Here is a 16,261-nt window from a genome sequence, read left to right as displayed (position 1 = left end):
CACCTAACCTAAGAGGACGACCCCCGACGTTGTGGAGTGGCGTGTGGGCAAGAAGACCGCGGACCCGCGCAAGGTCGTCCGCAAGCTCATGAAGGCCGGCAAGGTCAAGAAGAAGTGCTGCCGCTCGCGGCCGCGCTGCAAGAAGTGCCCGGTTCTCGCACTCCAGCGGGCGAAGGCGGACCTGGCGAAGGCAGCCGCCTAGACGACCAGGGCCTCGTTCACCAGACGGAGCTCCGGCGCGGTCCGGGTGGCGTTGAATTCGATGATCCGGAACTGCGCCAGACGCCGCTGCACGATCGGGTTCGCGGCGAGAACCGCCTCCAGTTTCACCTGGGGCATCGGCCTGGTCACGATGACGCACCCGGAGTGCGGGGCGCGCCGCCCGGCGGCCAGGAACTCGCCCGCACCGAAGTGACGATCCAGCCATTTCGCGTGGTCAGCGAGGAGGTAGTCGACTTCTTCCACCGGAGCCGTGTAGTCGATCAGCACGATGAACATAACTCCACGGTAGACCCGAAAACGACGCCCGGGAAATCTTCCCCGCCGGCTTTTCGGTAACTTGTGCAACACCCGTCCCACATTCCAAAGAATGTCTTTCCGGAACGCAATGCCGGGATTACTTCCGGGCGGTGCTACCCTGACCGCATGCGCACGAACGTGAGCTTCTGGTGGCCGCCGGCAGGCGGCCCCTCCGACGTGCGCTGAAGATCAGCCAACCCGAAGGCCGCCCGCGCAGGCGGCCTTCGGTGGTTCCGGGGTCCTGGCGGGGGCGGCCACCGACCTGAGGAACCCCGATGCGACTCTCCGGGATCACCCCGTCCGGCCACACCCACCTCGGCAACTACCTGGGCGCCGTCCAGCGCTGGGCGTCCGGCCGCGGGCCGGACGACCTGTACTTCGTGTCCGACCTGCACGCGATGACGACCACTCACAACCCGGCCAGGCTGCGGGCGCGCACCAGCGAGGTGCTCGCGATCCTGGTCGCGTCCGGCATCCCTTCCGAGCGGTTGTTCGTGCAGTCGGACCTGTCCCGTGAGCTGGGCGCGCTGACCTGGATCCTGGAGTGCACCTGCAGCTACGGCGAGGCCGCGCGGATGATCCAGTTCAAGGAGAAGGGCAGCGGGCAGCCGGGCGTGCGGCTGAGCCTGCTCACCTACCCGGTGCTGATGGCGGCGGACATCCTGCTGCAGGGCGCGGCGGAGGTTCCGGTGGGCGAGGACCAGAACCAGCACGTCGAGCTGGCGCGGGCGCTGGCCCGCCGGTTCAACGGGACCTACGGCGAGGTGTTCACGGTGCCGCGCGCGGTGCTGCCACCCGCCGGGGCACGGATACGGGACCTCGGTGACCCGGCGAGCAAGATGTCGAAGTCGACGCCGGACGCGGCGGGCGTGGTGTTCGTGCTCGACGAGCCCGACCTGATCCGGCGCAAGGTGCGGCGCGCCGTGACGGACGGGTTCACCGGCGTCGAGTACGAGCCCGCGGACCGTCCGGGGGTGGCCAACCTGCTGGAGATCCTGGCCGGTTGCCGTGGCGGCCACCCCGCCGACCTGGCCGCCGAGTTCTCCTCCTACGGCGCGCTCAAGGAAGCCGTGGCCGAGGCGGTGATCGAGGTGCTGCGCCCGATCCGGGAACGGACGGTGGAGCTGCTGGACGACCCGGGCGAGCTGGCGCGGATCCGCAAGGCGGGCGCGGCCCGCGCCGCCGAGCGGGGTGAGCACCGGCTGACCTCGGCGATGCGGCTGATCGGCGCCGGTGCCTGACCGGGCAACGGGCGCAGCCTCAACCGCCGCCGGCGTGGCCCGCCCCGAGGAGGTGCCGCAGGTCGGGAAGCAGCACCTGGTCCGCGGGCAACCACTCGACGGTGTCCAGGCCGGCGGCATCCAGCCAGCGCAGCGCCTGGTGGTCCAGCGCCCGCGGCCGCGCGTGGTGCTCGACCAGCTCCGCAGCGAACACCCGCAGCACCAGCCCGGCTCGCAGCGGTACGTCCGGCCCCACCCGGTCGCCGACCGCGACCGACACCCCGAGCTCCTCGCGGCACTCCCGGCGCAGGGCGTCCACTTCGGACTCTCCGGGTTCGACCCGGCCGCCCGGCAGTTCCCACAGGCCCGCCACGTCACGCGGATACGCGCGCTGCTGCGCGAGCAGGGACCGGTCCCGCACGATGGCCGCTCCCACGATCACCTTCACGAGGCCGAGACGTTACCGGCCGACCGCCACACGATCTGGAAGCGGGCGCCGCCCTCGGGGGACTCGCCGACCGACACCCGGCCGCCGCGCCGCCGCGCCGCCTCGGCGACCATGGCGAGCCCGAGCCCCGTCCCGCCGGAGGTGCGGGCCCGGTCGTCACCGACGCGGTAGAACCGGTCGAACACGCGGTCGCGGTGCTCGGGCGGGATGCCCGGCCCGTCGTCGTCCACCACCAGCCGCACGGTGGCGTGCCCGGGCAGCACCGACACCACGATCTGCGCGGAGGCGTACCGGCAGGCGTTGCGCAGCAGGTTGTTCAGCACCAGCTCCACCTCGGAGTGCGCCGCGTGCGCCCAGGCCTTACCGGCCACCCCGGTGACGCGCACGGCGGGTGAACCGGGTGGCAACCGGTCCGCGGCGGCCCGCGCCTCGGTGAGCAGCTCGACCGCCTCGGCCGGGGGCAGCTCACCGGCATCCGACCGGGCCAGCGTCAGCAACCCGTCCAGCAACCCGGACAGCCGCTCCGCCTCGGCGAGGATGTCGGCCAGCGTCTCCTGCGCCAGCTCCGGATCGGGGTTGGCCACCGCGACCTCGGCCTGCACGCGGATCGACGCGACGGGCGAACGCAGCTCGTGCGCGGCGTCCCCGGTGAACCGCCGCAACCGCTGGTTCGCCTCCTCCTGCCGCGCCAGCAGCGCGTTGAAATCCGCGGCCAGGGCACGCAGCTCGTCGTCGGCCTCCGGCAGCGGCACCCGCTCGCCCGGCGGCAACGCGCGGACCGTCCGGCGCAGGCCGCTGACGCGCCGCAACGCGAACCGCACCACCAGCCAGGTCGCGACGGCGGCGCAGACCGCGCCGATCCCCGCCGCCCCCAGCAGCCACCCGGCTGCCCGCTGCACCGCCGCCCGCTGACCGACCAGCCCGGTGCCGGCGGCGACGAGCCGCAACTGGCCGCCCGGTGCGGTGACCACTGACCCGAGCCACCGCATCCGTGCCACGGTGACCGGCTGGCCCGCCTCGAGAGCGCGCACCTCGCCCGGCCCGAGCCCGGGGGGCGGCCCGCCGTCGACCGGCCCACCCGCGGTGTCCAGCACGCGCAGGACCACCCCGTCCGGCGGCGCGGGCACCCGCCCCGCCGACACGGCCACGGCCGCCGGACCCAGCGCCTCGGACAGCTCGGTGTCGACGGACGAATTCCGCAGCGGACCCAGCCCCCGCCCGGCCACGACGGCGAGGCTCAGCAGGAACAGCAGCGTGACCGCGGCGGCCGGCGCCGTGATCCGGAACTGCATGGACCGGCGTTCCCACCACTGGCGCAGGAAACTCACCCGGGCAGGACCTCGTCCAGTGCGGCGTCGGAGGCGAGGTAGCCGTGGCCGCGCACGGTGCGCACCAGGGCACCGGCGCCGACCGCGTCCAGCTTGCGGCGCACGTACCCGACGTAGACCTCGACGACGTTGCGGGTCGCGGCCTGCTCGTCACCCCACACGGCGCGCAGCAGTTCGTCCTTGGTGACCACCGTCCCGGCGCGGCCGACCAGCACCTCGAGCAGGCTGAACTCGCGCGGGCTCAGCGGGACCGGGTCGTCGTGCCAGCGCACCTCGCGCACGGCGCGGTCGACCACCAGACCGCCGATGCGCAACGGCCCGCGCGACCCGTCCGCCGAGGCCCGGCGCAGCACCGCCCGGATCTGCGCGACCAGCACGACGAACGAGAACGGCTTGACCAGGTACCCGTCCGCCCCGAGGTCGAGACCGTCGGCCTGGTCGACCTCACCGTCCTTGGCCGAGACCAGCAGCACCGGTGTGGTGACGCCCTGCGCACGCAGCGCCTGCAGCACCCGGTACCCGGACAGCCCGGGCAGCATGATGTCCAGCAGCAGCACGTCGAACGACCCGGTCTGCGCCAGGCGCAGCCCGCTCGGGCCGTCCGCGGCGGTGACGACGTCCATGCCTTCCGCGCGCAGCCCGCGGTGCAGCGCCTTGCGCACGCCGGGCTCGTCGTCCACGACCAGGATCCGTGGGTTCACAGTGCCCAAGCATGCCCGGTTTCGCCCGCCCGGGCGCCCGCTCTCAGCGCACTCTCAGCATCTCAGTCCCATCTCAGGGCCGAGGGAGCAGTGTCTGCGGCGGGGAAGGAGCACACTGGTGCTCGTTGACACAGGGAGAAACAATGCAGCCGAAGACGAAGGCCATCACCGCCGCGGTCAGCGGGTGCGCGCTCGGCGCCGCCGGGCTCGCCTGGCTCGCCATGCCGGCCACCGCCGGTGAGGCACCTCAGCTGCCGTCCATCAGCGCCGAGGAGCTGGTGCAGTCGGTGGTCACCACGAAGACCCCGGCGCTGGCCGGGTCGGTCGCGGTGACGAACAACCTCGGACTGCCGGTTTCGAGCCTGCCCGGCGGCATCGACCTCAACATCGACGGGGCGCGCGTGGTCAACGACGGGTCCGGCGACAGCAAGGTCTCGATCCAGCAGGGCGCGAGCGAACACACGATCGTGCGCAACGGCACCACGGTGTGGACCTACGACTCGGCGAAGAACGCGGCCACCAAGACCACCGTTCCGGCGGAGGCGTTGCCGAAGCCGCAGGAGTACCAGCTGAGCGACCCGGCCACGGCCGCGGCGCAGCTGCTGGCCAAGGTCCGGGAGAGCAGCACCGTGACGGTCGAGGGCACCGCCCGCGTCGCCGATCGCCCGGCCTACGAGCTGGTGCTGACGCCCAAGCCCACCGAGCGGACGCTGCTGCGCGAGGTGCGCGTCGCGGTGGACGCCGAGAAGCGGGTGCCGCTGCGGCTGGCCGTGATGACCTACGGCACCGCCGACCCGGCGTTCCAGGTGGCGTTCAGCGACATCGCGTTCACACCGCAGGCGGCGAGCGAATTCCAGTTCACGCCACCGCAGGGTGCGAAGGTGACCGAGGAGCAGGCGCCCGCCGGACACCCGGACGGCACGAGCGCCGGCAACGCCGTCCAGGCCCACGGCGACGGCTGGGACACCGTGCTCACCGGCACGCTGCCGGCGCAGGCGCTCGCCCCGCAGCAGAACGGCGGCGGGCAGAACGTCGACCCGAAGGCCATGCTGGCGCGGCTCGGAAAGCCGGTCAGCGGCGCCTTCGGCACCGGCTACGTGATCACCACCAAGGTCGCCACCGCACTGGTCACCGACGACGGCCGCTTCGCCGTCGGCGCGGTTCCCGAGCAGGTGCTCACCGAGGCGCTGGGAGCGAAATGACGGAGACACTGCCCGTGGGTGCCCCGGCCGGGGCACCCACGGGGGGTCCGGCACTGGCCGCGCGAACCAGGGGGTTGCGCAAGGTGTACCGGACCGCGGTCGCGGTGGACCAGGTCGATCTGGACGTGCCGGAGGGCGCGGTGCTGGGCATGCTCGGCCCGAACGGGTCGGGCAAGACCACCACGATCCGGATGCTGCTCGGCCTGGTCCGCCCCACCGAAGGTGAGGTGCAGCTGCTCGGTCACCGGATGCCGGAGGGCGCGCCGCGCGCCCTGCCGGAGGTCGGCGCCCTGGTCGAGGGGCCGGGTTTCCACCCGTTCCTGTCCGGGCGGGAGAACCTGCGCCGCGTCGCCGCGGCCGAGCCGCGACTGTCGTCGGCGGCGATCCCGCGGGCGGTCGAGAACGCGCTGGAACGGGTCGGGCTGGGACACGCGGCGCACCGGCGTTACCGGGGGTACTCGCTGGGCATGAAGCAGCGGCTGGGGCTCGCCTCCGCGCTGCTGGTGCCGCGGCGGATGGTGGTGCTGGACGAGCCGACGAACGGCCTGGACCCCGCCGGCACCCGGGAGATCCGCAACATCATCGCGGAGCTGCACGCCGAAGGCGTCACGGTGCTGGTGTCCTCGCACCTGCTCGCCGAGGTGGAGGCGACGTGCACGCACGTGGCCGTCCTGCACGACGGCACGGTCGTGGCGCAGGGCGAACTGGCCGAGCTGCTGGAATCCGGCACCCCGTCGCTGGCGGTGTCCACTCCGGACGGTGACCGGGCGCTCGGCGCCCTGCGCGACAACCGGATCGCGGCCCGGCTCACCCCGGAGGGGGTGCGCGCGGACCTGACCGCGGCCACCGCGCCGCAGGTGATCGAGGTGCTGGTGCGGGCCGGGATCGCCGTGCACGAGGCGAAACGTGCTCGCACCGGGCTCGAGGACCTGTTCGCGCGGCTGACGCAGCGCGATGCCGAATCCGGCAGCCTGCCGGATGTGGACGAGGGGGCGGCATGAGTGCCGTGCTCGCCGACGTGATGACACTGCCGCGGCTTGCCGCGACCGACGAGGGGGCGGCATGAGCGAGCTCGCGAGCGAATCATCGAACACCATGCTCGCTGACGTCATAACACTGCCGCGGCTCGCGGCGACCGACGAGGGGGCGGCATGAGCGAGCTCGCGAGCGAATCACCGAACACCATGCCCGCCGACGTCATAACACTGCCGCGGCTTGCCGCGACCGACGAGGAGGCGGCATGACGGCGACGCTGGACGCGGCGCCGGTGGAGCGGTGGAGTGTGCCGTTCCACCGGCTGTACCGCGCCGAGCTGCGGTGGATCTTCCGCCGCCCCCGCACGCTGATCGTGCTGGGCCTGCTCGCGCTGATCCCGGTGATCATCGGCGTCGGCCTGACCATCGCGGCGAACACCGGCGCCGGGCCGGGCGGCGGGAACGGCGGCGGCGATGCGCTGCTCACCACCGCGGCCGGGAACGCGCTGGTCCTGCCGCTGGCCACGCTCGGCCTCACGCTGAACCTGCTGCTGCCACTGATCACCGCGATGTCGGCGGGCGACGCACTGGCCGGTGAATCGTCGGTGGGCACGCTGCGCGGGTTGCTGCTCGCCCCGGTCAGCCGGGGCAGGCTGCTGCTGATGAAGTCGCTCGGGGTGGCGACCTTCACGCTGGCCGCGGCGCTGCTGATGGCCGTGGTCGCAATGCTGACCGGCCTGGTCATCAACGGAACCGGGTCCCTGTTCACCCTGTCCGGCAACACACTGTCCTTTGCGGATGCCCTGGGGCGCGTCGCGCTGGCCGCGGCCTGGGTGACGTTGCAGCTGTGGGCGGTCGGGGCGATCGCGCTGGCGATCTCGGCGTGCACCGAGCACCCGATGCTCGTGGTGGTGTCGGTGCTGGCCGGGACGGTGGTGTCGACGGTGCTGCTCCTGCTGTCGGCGGTGGACTGGCTGCACCCGTTCCTGCTGCCGAAGTCGTGGAACGCGATCGCGGACATCCTGCGCGATCCGATACCCACCGGTCAGCTCAGCGAAGGCGCGATCCGGGCCGCGTGCTACATCGTGATCGGCCTGTCCCTGGCCTACGCCCGGCTGTCCACGAAGGACGGTTAGCTCCCGAGCAGGGCCACGCCGTCCGGGTCGGGTGCGAGCCGGACCTCGTCGCCCGGGTTCACGTCGGCGGACACCGCCGCGACCGCGTCCACCGTGCCCGCGGCGGTACGCACCGACAGCCGGACGTGGTCGCGGCGGTGCACCGTGCTCAGCACCGCACCGGCGACGCCGTCCGCCGCCAGCCGCAAGCCGTTCGGGCGCAGCCCCAGCCGCACCGGCCCGTCCGCCGCGTCGGGCACCGCGACCTCACCGAAGGCGCACCGCACGACCCCGGCCACCGCCTCGCCGCCGGTCACGGTGGTGACGCCCAGGAAGCGGGCCACGTTCTCGTCGGCGGGCCGGCGCCACACCTCGCGTACCGCGCCGACCTGACGGATCCGCCCGGCCTGCATCACGGCCACCCGGTCGGCCAGTGTGAACGCCTCCTCCTGGTCGTGCGTGACCAGCAGCGCGGTGATCTTCGCGGTGCGCAGCACCTCGGCCAGGTCCACAGCCAGCTGCTCGCGCAGCCCCGCATCCAGCCCGGACAGCGGCTCGTCCAGCAGCAGCAGGCGCGGCTCGGGCGCCAGCGCACGGGCCAGCGCGACCCGTTGCGCCTCACCACCGGACAGCTCGGTGACGCGACGCCGCTGGTAACCGGCCAGGCCGACCAGGTCCAGCAGCCGGTTCACCCGCTCCGCCCGCTCCGCGGCGGGCATCCCGTGCATGCGCGGCCCGAACGCGATGTTCCCGGCGACGTCGCGGTGCGGGAACAGCTGACCGTCCTGGAACACCAGCCCGAACCCGCGCCGGTGCACCGGTACGCGCGCGAGGTCCGCGCCGTCCCACCGCACACTGCCCGCGCTGACCGGTTCCAGGCCGGTGATCGCACGCAGCAGAGTCGACTTGCCCGACCCGGACGGGCCGAGCAACGCGAGCACCTCGCCGTCGGCGATCTCCAGGTCCACGCCGGAGACGGCGGTGAACGAGCCATACCGCACGGTGAGGCCGGACACGGTCAACGCCATCGCTAGAACTCCCCCACCCGGCCGGACGCGAGCCGGTCGATCACGATCACCGCGGCCGCGGTGACCAGCATGAGCAGCGCGCACGCCGCGTACGCCATCTGGTTGTTGAGCTGCCCGGGCCGCGCGATGAGCGCCGCGATCGCGACCGGCAGCGTCGGTGCCTGCGGGCGCGCGAGGAAACTCGTCGCGCCGAACTCGCCGAGCGCGACCACGTAGCCGAAACCCGCCGCCGCGATCACCGCGCGCATCGCCAGCGGCACGTCGATCTCCCGCCACACCCGCGGCGGGCTCGCACCGAGGGTCGCCGCCGCCTGGCGCAGGCGGTCGTCGATCGAGCGGACCACCGGCAGCACGGTCCGGACCACCAGGGGGATCACCACCAGCGCCTGTGCCAGCGGCACCAGCAGCGGCGACCGGCGCAGGTCGCCGGGCAGCGCGTCGAGGGTCACCAGGTACCCGAAACCGACGGTCACCGCGGACACGCCGAGCGGCAGCATCAGCGCGGCGTCCATCGACTCGCCGACCCCGCGCGCCAGCCGCCCGGGCGACCGCCGCAGTGCGACCAGCAGCACCGACGCCGACACACCGACGACCATCGCGAGGACCGTCGCGTCGGTGGCGGTGCGCAGCGAGTTCAGCGCCGCATCCCAGCCGGACACCTGCAACGTGCCGTCGTTGCCGGTGCCCGCCAGCGCCCGGTAGCCGGCCAGGCTCCAGCCGTCGCCGGCGGACACCGAGCGCACCAGCAACGCGACGATCGGGGTCAGCAACAGCCCGAGCACCGCCACCGCGGCCGCGACCACCGCCCACTCGCCGCGGACCGGGCGGCGCGCGGTCTCCCGGCGGGACCGCAGCCGCAACGCGCTCTCCCGGCGCCGGCGCGCCGCCGCGCCGAGCAGCAGCACGGCCAGCACGGCGGCGATCTGCACCAGTGACAGGGCCGCCGCGCCCGTCAGGTCGAGCAGGTTTTCGGTGCGCAGGTAGATCTCGGTCTCCAGCGTCCGGTACCGCGCGCCGCCGAGGATCAGGACCACGCCGAAACTGGTGGCGCAGAACAGGAACACCACCGCCGCCGCGGACGTGATCGCCGGCATCAACGCCGGCAGCGTCACCGAGCGGAACGCCCGCCACCGGGAGGCGCCGAGCGCGCGAGCGGCATCCTCGGCGCGCGAGTCGAGCAGCGCCCACAGCCCACCGACCGTCCGGCCCACCACCGCGACGTTGAAGAACGCGTTGGCCAGCACGATCGACAACCAGCCACCGTCGGTCCACAGGGCGCGGAACGCCAGGCCGACCACCACGGTGGGCAGCACGAACGGCACCAGCACGAGCGTGCGCACGATCCCCACCCCGGGAAGCTGCACGCGCGCCAGCAGGAACGCCACCGGCATGCCCGCGGCCACCGCGACCAGGGTCGAGCCGGCGGCCTGGGCGAGCGTGAACCAGGCCAGCCGCCACGTCTCGCCCCCGGCCAGCGCGGCGAACACCCCGCCGTCGACAAAACCCAGCCGCAGGATCGCCCCGACGGGCCACGCGAAGAACACCACCAGGAACCCGAGCGGCAGCACGGCCAGTGCCGCCAGCCCGAGCCCGGCGCGGCTCACTGGCCGAGCAACGAGCGCCACTGCGAGATCCACTGCTCACGCCCGGCCTGCACGGTGGCCGCGGGCAGGCTCGCCGGGTTGGGCGGCAGCGGGGCGGCCGTCGTCCAGGACGCGGGCAGCGCCACGCCCTCGCGGGCCGGGTAGACGTACATGTTCTCCGCCACCGTCGCCTGGAACTGCTGGGACAGCAGGAAGTCGATCACCTTCTGCGCGTTGGCCGCGTTGGGCGAACCGGCGAGCACACCGGCGTACTCGACCTGGCGGTAGCAGGTGTCCAGCAGGGCCTTCGTGCGCGGCTTGCCGTCATCGCCGATCTCCGCCGCGGGCGACGACGCGTAGGACACCACGATCGGCCGCGGGCCCTTGCCCGAGGAGCCGGAGAAGTCCTGCCCGTACGCCTCCTCCCAGCCCGCGTCGGCCCGCATGCCGTTGGCCTTGAGCTGGGTCCAGTAGTTCTGCCAGTTCTGCTCGCCGTAGCGGGCGACGGTGCCGAGCAGGAAGGCCAGCCCCGGCGAGCTGGTGGCCGGGTTCTCCACGACTAGCAGGTCCTTGTACTGGGGCTTGACCAGGTCGTCGTAGGTCGCCGGCGCCGGGACGCCGTGCTGGGCGAACCAGCCGGTGTCGATGTTGAGGCACACGTCACCCAGGTCGACCGCGGAGAGGCGGTGCTCGGAGTCCACGGCGTAGCGCTGCGGGCCGCGGTCGGCCTCGGGGCTGGTGTAGGGCGTGAAGACGCCCTCGCTCAGCGCACGGGAGGCGAATGTCGAGTCGACGCCGAACGCGGCGTCGCCGATCGGGTTGGCCTTGGTGAGCACGAGCGTGTTGGTGAGCGCGCCGGCGTCGCCCTTCTTCACCACGTTGATCTTGATGCCGGTCTGCTGCTGGAACGCGTCGAGCACCTGCTGCGGCGCGGCGAACGAGTCGTGGGTGACGAGCGTGACCGTGGACGGGCCGGAGGCGCTGTCGTTGCCGGCCAGCGTGCAACCGGCGGTCAGGGCGGCGACCAGGCCCACCAGGACGCCCGTGCGGAACTTCATGACCACTCCTCGCTCGGGCCGGCGAGAGGAGTCGGGCCTCCCTGCGCCGGCATGATCCGGATCAGGTGCGAACGGTCGCGGGACAGGCCCGCCTCTCAGCCCGGACAACCCGGACTCCCGTGGCAACCGTGCAGCGTACCCGCCGCGGTACCACCATGGAGCACATGGCGGAACTACTGAGCGACACGGAGATCTCCGAAGCCCTCAACAAGCTGCCGTACTGGCAGCGCTCGGGCGACGTGCTGGAGCGCACGGCCGAGCTGGCCAACTTCCCGCAGGCGATCGCGGTGGTGAACCGGGTCGCCGAGATCGCGGAGAGCGTGAACCACCACCCCGACATCGACATCCGGTGGCGCACGGTCACGTTCCGGTGCAGCACGCACTCGGCGGGCGGGATCACCGCTCAGGACGTGTCGCTGGCCGAGCAGATCGACAGCACGATCGACGCGTTGTGATCTCCGTCGGACCGGCAACATCGGGGCCGGTCCGGTGCGTTTCCCGGGTGGAGGGAACGCACATGGGAAAGGTTGTCGCGCGACTGGCCGGCTTGGGAGCCGCGGTCGCCTTGTTGCTGACAGTACTGGCCGGGACGGCGCAGGCGGTCACGCCGTCCGATCCTGGCAGCGCCGCGGGCGAGACACAGGCGGTCGTCGTCGCGGTGCTGTCGTTCGGGTTGATGATCGCCGCGGCGGGCGGGGTGTTCTGGTATACGGCCCGGCACCGAGGGCCGCAGGAGTGAAATAGGTCACACCAGTGACCAGGCCGTAACGACCGGGGCCTCGCGGGCGCTGTCACGCGCGGAAGTACCTGCTCACCCCTGAGGTCGCCATGAACAGCACGCCCGCCCTGTCGCCCGTCCAGCGCGCCTGGGTCACCGGACTGGCCACCGCCATCACCCTGGTCGCCGTCCTCGCCCTCGCCGTTCTGGGCTGAGCCCAGCCGGCCACCGGCCCGCCGGAACTTCCGGCGGGCCGTTTTCCTGCGCAGATGATCTGTGTGCCTAGCCACTCGCTGGTGACTTCTTCGTGTCCGGTTCGTAATCTGACCGGCGGCCATCCCCCGAATGGCTGAATAAGTCCCCTCCCCGAAACTGGTGATCTTCCGCAATGGCAGGTCGACATAGATCCAAAACACAATCGTTGACGGTTCCGCTGGCGATCGGCTTGGCCGCGGCAGTCGTGCTGGGCCTCGCCGTGTGGCTGACCGGCAACCTCAGCCGGACGGACACCTCCGGCCTGGCGGCTCAGATGGCGCCGTTGCCACCACCGGTCACGACCACGCCGCCCCCGGTCCTGACGACGACAACCACCCCGCCGCCGCCCCCGGTGACGACCACCACCCCGCCGGCCTCCTCGACGACCTCGACGACCACCACGACCCTGAAGTCCAGCACGACGACGCCGAGGACCACGACCACAGCGGCGAACGCGTGTTCCTCGGTGCTGGCCGGGACGCTGCCCCACGTCGCGAAGGTGGGCAACCACATCAAGGCGAAGTTCGACGTGGCCGAGGTGGGCGGCCGGGCGGGCCGCTCCGGTACGAGCGACCACCCGAGCGGACTGGCCCTGGACTTCATGGTGGACACGGCGAAGGGCAACGCCATCGCCGACTACGTGCTGGCCCACCGGGCGGAGTTCAACGTCAAGTACGTGATCTGGCGGCAGCGCTACAACGACGGCAGCGGCTGGTCGGCGATGGAAGACCGCGGCGACGCCACGGCCAACCACTACGACCACGTGCACGTCTCCTTCGAACCGAGCGGCACCGTGAACGTGACCTGCTGACCTCGGTGGTGCGGAACGCCCAGGCATCCCCGGCCTGGGCGTTCCGTGCCGTCCAGGCCGGTGTGAACCGGCCCCGCACGCCCACCCGCCGATCCGGGTACCGCCGTCAGGCCGAACCCGCGTGGCTCATCGTTCGTGTCTCGCGGTCGATTACGAGAGATTGGGGAAGCGCCATTTCGGACATCCATCCCGCGCTCGGCGAGCAGGTCGACCTGCTGGTCGTAGCGTCGGTACTCCTTGACTGCTCCGCCCAAGCACACCACCCAGAAAGAATGAAGACCGGCCCTGGACCTACCGAAGTAGGCGGAACCGGTCGTAGTGGTCACAGCACAGCGCCGAGAGACGACGCACAGCGAATGTCAGGTAGCGGCCGGTCTGCCGGACTCTGACCTGGGTGTTCCGCACTCGCGGACGATCCCGTTCGCGAGCACGACAGGTGCCCTGGCAAACGATTGACGAAGCCCGCCTCTGGCCGAATGCGGAGGACGAAATCCGCCCTGGCATCCACTCGGTTGTGCGCGGACGTTGTCGGTCGCTCCGACGAACCACTGACGAATCCGGTAGCGGCCTGAGCATCTGACCAGGCCAAACAGGGCCTGATCAGACGTTGAAGCGGAATTCGACCACGTCGCCGTCGGCCATGATGTAGTCCTTGCCTTCCATCCGGACCTTGCCGGCGGCGCGCGCGGCGGCCATCGAACCGGCTTCCACCAGGTCGTGGAACGAGACGACCTCGGCCTTGATGAAGCCCCGTTCGAAGTCGGTGTGGATGACGCCCGCGGCCTGCGGCGCGGTGGCGCCCTGCGGGATCGTCCACGCGCGCGCCTCCTTCGGACCGGCGGTCAGGTACGTCTGCAGGCCCAGCGTGTGGAAGCCGGCACGGGCGAGCGCGTGCAGACCCGGCTCGGCCTGGCCGACCGACTCCAGCAGCTCCCGCACCGACTCCTCGTCGTCGAGCTCGAGCAGCTCGGCTTCGACCTTCGCGTCCAGGAAGACGGCGTCCGCCGGAGCCACCAGCTTGGTGAGTTCCTCGCGCTTGGCCTGGTCGGTCAGCACACCCTCGTCGGCGTTGAACACGTACAGGAACGGCTTGAGGGTCAGCAGGCTCAGCTCGCGCAGTAGCGCCGAGTCGATCTCCGATTGGGCGGAGAACAACGTCCGGCCGCCGTCGAGGATCTCCTTCGCCTTCTGCGCGGCCTCCAGCGCCGGCCGGTTCTCCTTCTTCGTCCGGGCTTCCTTCTCCAGCCGCGGCAGCGCCTTCTCCAAGGTCTGCAGGTCGGCGAGGATCAGCTCGGTGTTGATCGTCTCGATGTCGGACGACGGGTCGACCCGGCCGTCGACGTGCACCACGTCCGGGTCGTCGAACACGCGGATGACCTGGCAGATCGCGTTGGCCTCGCGGATGTTCGCGAGGAACTTGTTGCCGAGACCGGCACCCTCGGAGGCACCCTTCACGATCCCCGCGATGTCCACAAAGGACACCGTCGCCGGCACGGTGCGAGCGGAGGCGAACATCTCGGCGAGCTTGTCCAGCCGCTCGTCGGGCAACGGCACGACGCCCACGTTCGGCTCGATCGTCGCGAACGGGTAGTTCGCCGCGAGCACGTCGTTGCGGGTCAGCGCGTTGAACAGGGTCGACTTGCCGACGTTGGGCAGGCCGACGATACCGAGGGTCAGACTCACGGCTCCGAAGTCTACGGGGCAGGCCCCGCACCCGGCCCGGCCGCCCGTTCACACCTATGTCGGATTTCCGCCAGTCGAGCGGCTGACCTGCTGGCAGTATCGAACCCATGACAGCCACCGTGGCACCAGCCGACCAGGCTCTCTGGCGGGACGCCGAGCGCTGCTACCGCGCGGTCGCCTCACGCGACGCCCGCTTCGACGGCCAGTTCATCACGGCCGTCCGCACCACCGGCATCTACTGCCGGCCGTCCTGTCCGGCGCTCACGCCGCGGCAGGAGAACGTGCGGTTCTACCCGACCGCGGCCGCGGCCCAGTCCGCCGGTTTCCGCGCCTGCCGGCGCTGCCTGCCCGACGCCGTGCCCGGCTCGCCGGAGTGGAATGTGCGCGCCGACCTCGCTGCGCGGGCGATGCGGCTGATCGCGGACGGCGTCATCGAGCGTGAGGGCGTGCCCGGCCTGGCCCGCCGGCTCGGCTACTCCGAGCGGCAGCTCGGCCGGGTCCTGACCGCCGAGCTCGGCGCGGGACCGCTGGCCCTGGCCCGCGCCCACCGGGCGCATTCGGCGCGGCTGCTCATCGAGCTGTCCGAGCTGCCGCTGGCCGACGTCGCCTTCGCCGCCGGCTTCGCCAGCATCCGGCAGTTCAACGACACCATCCGCGAGGTGTTCGCCCGCACGCCGTCGCAGCTGCGTGCGGCCGCCGCCGCGGCCCGGCGGCGCGCGGGTGCCGTGGAGCCCGACGCCGGCACCGCCGGTACGCGGCTGTCCCTGCGGCTGCCGTTCCGCCCGCCGTTCGACGCCGCCGGGCTACTCGGCTTCTTCGCCGCACGGGCGGTGCCCGGTGTCGAGTCCGCCGACGAGCACAGCTACGCCCGCACCCTGCGGCTCCCGCACGGCGCCGCGTCCGTGACGCTGACGCCACGGGACGGGCACGTGCGCTGCGACCTGCAGCTCGCCGACGTCCGCGACCTGGGGGCCGCCGTCACCCGCGCGCGGCGGCTGCTGGACCTGGACGCCGACCCCGAGGCTGTGGCGCGCGTGCTCGGCGCGGACCCGGCGCTGGCGCCCGCGGTCGCGGCGACCCCGGGTGTCCGGGTCCCGGGCGCGGCCGACGGTCCCGAGCTGGTGCTGCGCGCGATGCTCGGCCAGCAGGTGTCGGTCGCCGCCGCGCGCACCGCCGCGGCCCGCCTCACCGCCGCGCTCGGTGATCCGGTCCCGTGGCAGGACGGCGTGCTGCTGTTCCCCACGGCCGAGGCGGTCGCCGAGCGCGGACACGAGGTGCTCCGCGGCCCGAAGCGCCGCGTGGACGCCATCCTGGGCGCCGCCGCGGCGCTCGCGTCCGGCGAGGTCGACGTGCACGTCGGCCGTGACCCCGCCGAGCTGCGCGCCGAACTGCTCGAGCTCACCGGTGTCGGACCGTGGACCGCGGACTACGTGCTGATGCGCGTCCTCGGCGTCCCCGACGTGCTGCTCACCGGCGACCTCGTGCTCCGCAAGGGTGCGGCCGCCCTCGGCATCGCCGACGACATCCCAGCCCTGACCGAACGAGCGCAGGCGTGGCGGCCCTGGCGGTCCTACGCCGGCATGTACCTGTGGCGCTCGAGCCAAGCCTGAACCCCCGC

The 16,261-nt window shown here is 72.4% G+C and carries 18 protein-coding genes and 1 riboswitch; of the genes, 9 read left to right on the top strand and 9 right to left on the bottom strand.

What is annotated here, in order from left to right:
- The first annotated feature begins 43 nt into the window (after positions 1 to 43).
- Positions 44 to 202 (top strand): hypothetical protein, encoded by a 159-nt coding sequence (locus tag FHX46_RS06035; RefSeq protein ID WP_167111410.1) that lies wholly within the window; start codon positions 44 to 46, stop codon positions 200 to 202.
- Here the strand turns inward: FHX46_RS06035 and FHX46_RS06030 are convergent.
- Positions 199 to 498, bottom strand: coding sequence for a YciI family protein (locus tag FHX46_RS06030; RefSeq protein WP_167111408.1), 300 nt, complete (start codon positions 496 to 498; stop codon positions 199 to 201). The genes FHX46_RS06035 and FHX46_RS06030 overlap by 4 nt on opposite strands.
- A 296-nt stretch (positions 499 to 794) precedes the next feature.
- Here FHX46_RS06030 and trpS point away from each other — a divergent pair, with 296 nt between their 5' ends.
- Positions 795 to 1,760 (top strand): tryptophan--tRNA ligase, encoded by a 966-nt coding sequence (trpS, locus tag FHX46_RS06025; protein WP_167111406.1) that lies wholly within the window; start codon positions 795 to 797, stop codon positions 1,758 to 1,760.
- A gap of 19 nt (positions 1,761 to 1,779) precedes the next feature.
- On the opposite strand, the gene FHX46_RS06020 is transcribed toward trpS, so the two are convergent.
- Genes FHX46_RS06020 through FHX46_RS06010 form a run of 3 tightly spaced genes read right to left on the bottom strand, consistent with a single transcriptional unit; the run spans position 1,780 to position 4,216 of the window.
- Positions 1,780 to 2,187 (bottom strand): (deoxy)nucleoside triphosphate pyrophosphohydrolase, encoded by a 408-nt coding sequence (locus FHX46_RS06020; protein WP_167111404.1) that lies wholly within the window; start codon positions 2,185 to 2,187, stop codon positions 1,780 to 1,782.
- Positions 2,184 to 3,479 (bottom strand): sensor histidine kinase, encoded by a 1,296-nt coding sequence (locus FHX46_RS06015; protein ID WP_208400678.1) that lies wholly within the window; start codon positions 3,477 to 3,479, stop codon positions 2,184 to 2,186. Before FHX46_RS06015 ends, FHX46_RS06020 begins: the two co-directional genes overlap by 4 nt.
- Before the next feature lie 32 nt (positions 3,480 to 3,511).
- Complete coding sequence (locus FHX46_RS06010) at positions 3,512 to 4,216, bottom strand: response regulator transcription factor (protein WP_167111403.1); 705 nt, start codon at positions 4,214 to 4,216, stop codon at positions 3,512 to 3,514.
- A 143-nt stretch (positions 4,217 to 4,359) separates the two neighbouring features.
- Between FHX46_RS06010 and FHX46_RS06005 the strand changes: the two genes are divergently transcribed.
- From FHX46_RS06005 to FHX46_RS05995, 3 genes are all read left to right on the top strand, one after another.
- Entirely contained in the window at positions 4,360 to 5,418 is a 1,059-nt protein-coding gene (locus tag FHX46_RS06005; RefSeq protein WP_167111401.1) for a LolA family protein, read from the top strand.
- Positions 5,415 to 6,419: an ABC transporter ATP-binding protein gene (locus tag FHX46_RS06000; protein ID WP_167111399.1), complete on the top strand. Its 1,005-nt coding sequence runs from the start codon at positions 5,415 to 5,417 to the stop codon at positions 6,417 to 6,419. Before FHX46_RS06005 ends, FHX46_RS06000 begins: the two co-directional genes overlap by 4 nt.
- Positions 6,420 to 6,658: 239 nt before the next feature.
- Entirely contained in the window at positions 6,659 to 7,528 is an 870-nt protein-coding gene (locus FHX46_RS05995) for an ABC transporter permease subunit (RefSeq protein ID WP_167111397.1), read from the top strand.
- On the opposite strand, the gene FHX46_RS05990 is transcribed toward FHX46_RS05995, so the two are convergent.
- The 3 genes from FHX46_RS05990 to FHX46_RS05980 are packed head-to-tail and all read right to left on the bottom strand — an operon-like array spanning position 7,525 to position 11,176.
- Positions 7,525 to 8,535 (bottom strand): ABC transporter ATP-binding protein, encoded by a 1,011-nt coding sequence (locus FHX46_RS05990; protein WP_167111395.1) that lies wholly within the window; start codon positions 8,533 to 8,535, stop codon positions 7,525 to 7,527. The genes FHX46_RS05995 and FHX46_RS05990 overlap by 4 nt on opposite strands.
- Before the next feature lie 2 nt (positions 8,536 to 8,537).
- Positions 8,538 to 10,139, bottom strand: coding sequence for an ABC transporter permease (locus FHX46_RS05985; RefSeq protein ID WP_167111393.1), 1,602 nt, complete (start codon positions 10,137 to 10,139; stop codon positions 8,538 to 8,540).
- Positions 10,136 to 11,176 carry a thiamine ABC transporter substrate-binding protein gene (locus FHX46_RS05980; protein ID WP_167111391.1) on the bottom strand — a complete coding sequence of 347 codons (1,041 nt, stop codon included), beginning with the start codon at positions 11,174 to 11,176 and terminating at the stop codon, positions 10,136 to 10,138. The genes FHX46_RS05985 and FHX46_RS05980 overlap by 4 nt, the downstream gene beginning before the upstream one ends.
- 21 nt (positions 11,177 to 11,197) lie before the next feature.
- Positions 11,198 to 11,307, bottom strand: a riboswitch (TPP riboswitch).
- Positions 11,308 to 11,340: 33 nt separating this feature from the next.
- On the opposite strand from FHX46_RS05980, the gene FHX46_RS05975 reads away from it, so the two are divergent.
- Both FHX46_RS05975 and FHX46_RS05970 read left to right on the top strand, forming a co-directional pair.
- Positions 11,341 to 11,631 (top strand): 4a-hydroxytetrahydrobiopterin dehydratase, encoded by a 291-nt coding sequence (locus FHX46_RS05975; protein WP_167111389.1) that lies wholly within the window; start codon positions 11,341 to 11,343, stop codon positions 11,629 to 11,631.
- 62 nt (positions 11,632 to 11,693) lie between these two features.
- Positions 11,694 to 11,915: a hypothetical protein gene (locus FHX46_RS05970; RefSeq protein WP_167111387.1), complete on the top strand. Its 222-nt coding sequence runs from the start codon at positions 11,694 to 11,696 to the stop codon at positions 11,913 to 11,915.
- A gap of 504 nt (positions 11,916 to 12,419) precedes the next feature.
- On the opposite strand, the gene FHX46_RS28975 is transcribed toward FHX46_RS05970, so the two are convergent.
- Positions 12,420 to 12,662: a hypothetical protein gene (locus FHX46_RS28975; protein WP_167109604.1), complete on the bottom strand. Its 243-nt coding sequence runs from the start codon at positions 12,660 to 12,662 to the stop codon at positions 12,420 to 12,422.
- Here FHX46_RS28975 and FHX46_RS28970 point away from each other — a divergent pair.
- Positions 12,649 to 12,960 (top strand): hypothetical protein, encoded by a 312-nt coding sequence (locus tag FHX46_RS28970; RefSeq protein WP_313886040.1) that lies wholly within the window; start codon positions 12,649 to 12,651, stop codon positions 12,958 to 12,960. The genes FHX46_RS28975 and FHX46_RS28970 overlap by 14 nt on opposite strands.
- Before the next feature lie 600 nt (positions 12,961 to 13,560).
- Here the strand turns inward: FHX46_RS28970 and ychF are convergent.
- Positions 13,561 to 14,643, bottom strand: coding sequence for a redox-regulated ATPase YchF (ychF, locus tag FHX46_RS05955; RefSeq protein ID WP_167111386.1), 1,083 nt, complete (start codon positions 14,641 to 14,643; stop codon positions 13,561 to 13,563).
- A 107-nt stretch (positions 14,644 to 14,750) separates the two neighbouring features.
- On the opposite strand from ychF, the gene FHX46_RS05950 reads away from it, so the two are divergent.
- On the top strand, positions 14,751 to 16,253 hold the full coding sequence (locus FHX46_RS05950; protein WP_167111384.1) for an AlkA N-terminal domain-containing protein: 1,503 nt from the start codon (positions 14,751 to 14,753) through the stop codon (positions 16,251 to 16,253).
- The last annotated feature ends 8 nt before the right edge of the window (positions 16,254 to 16,261 follow it).

Source organism: Amycolatopsis viridis, from assembly GCF_011758765.1.
GTDB classification, from domain to species: domain Bacteria; phylum Actinomycetota; class Actinomycetes; order Mycobacteriales; family Pseudonocardiaceae; genus Amycolatopsis_E; species Amycolatopsis_E viridis.
The sequence above is the reverse complement of the archived record's forward strand: the minus strand, read 5'-3'. Positions and strand labels throughout refer to the sequence as shown.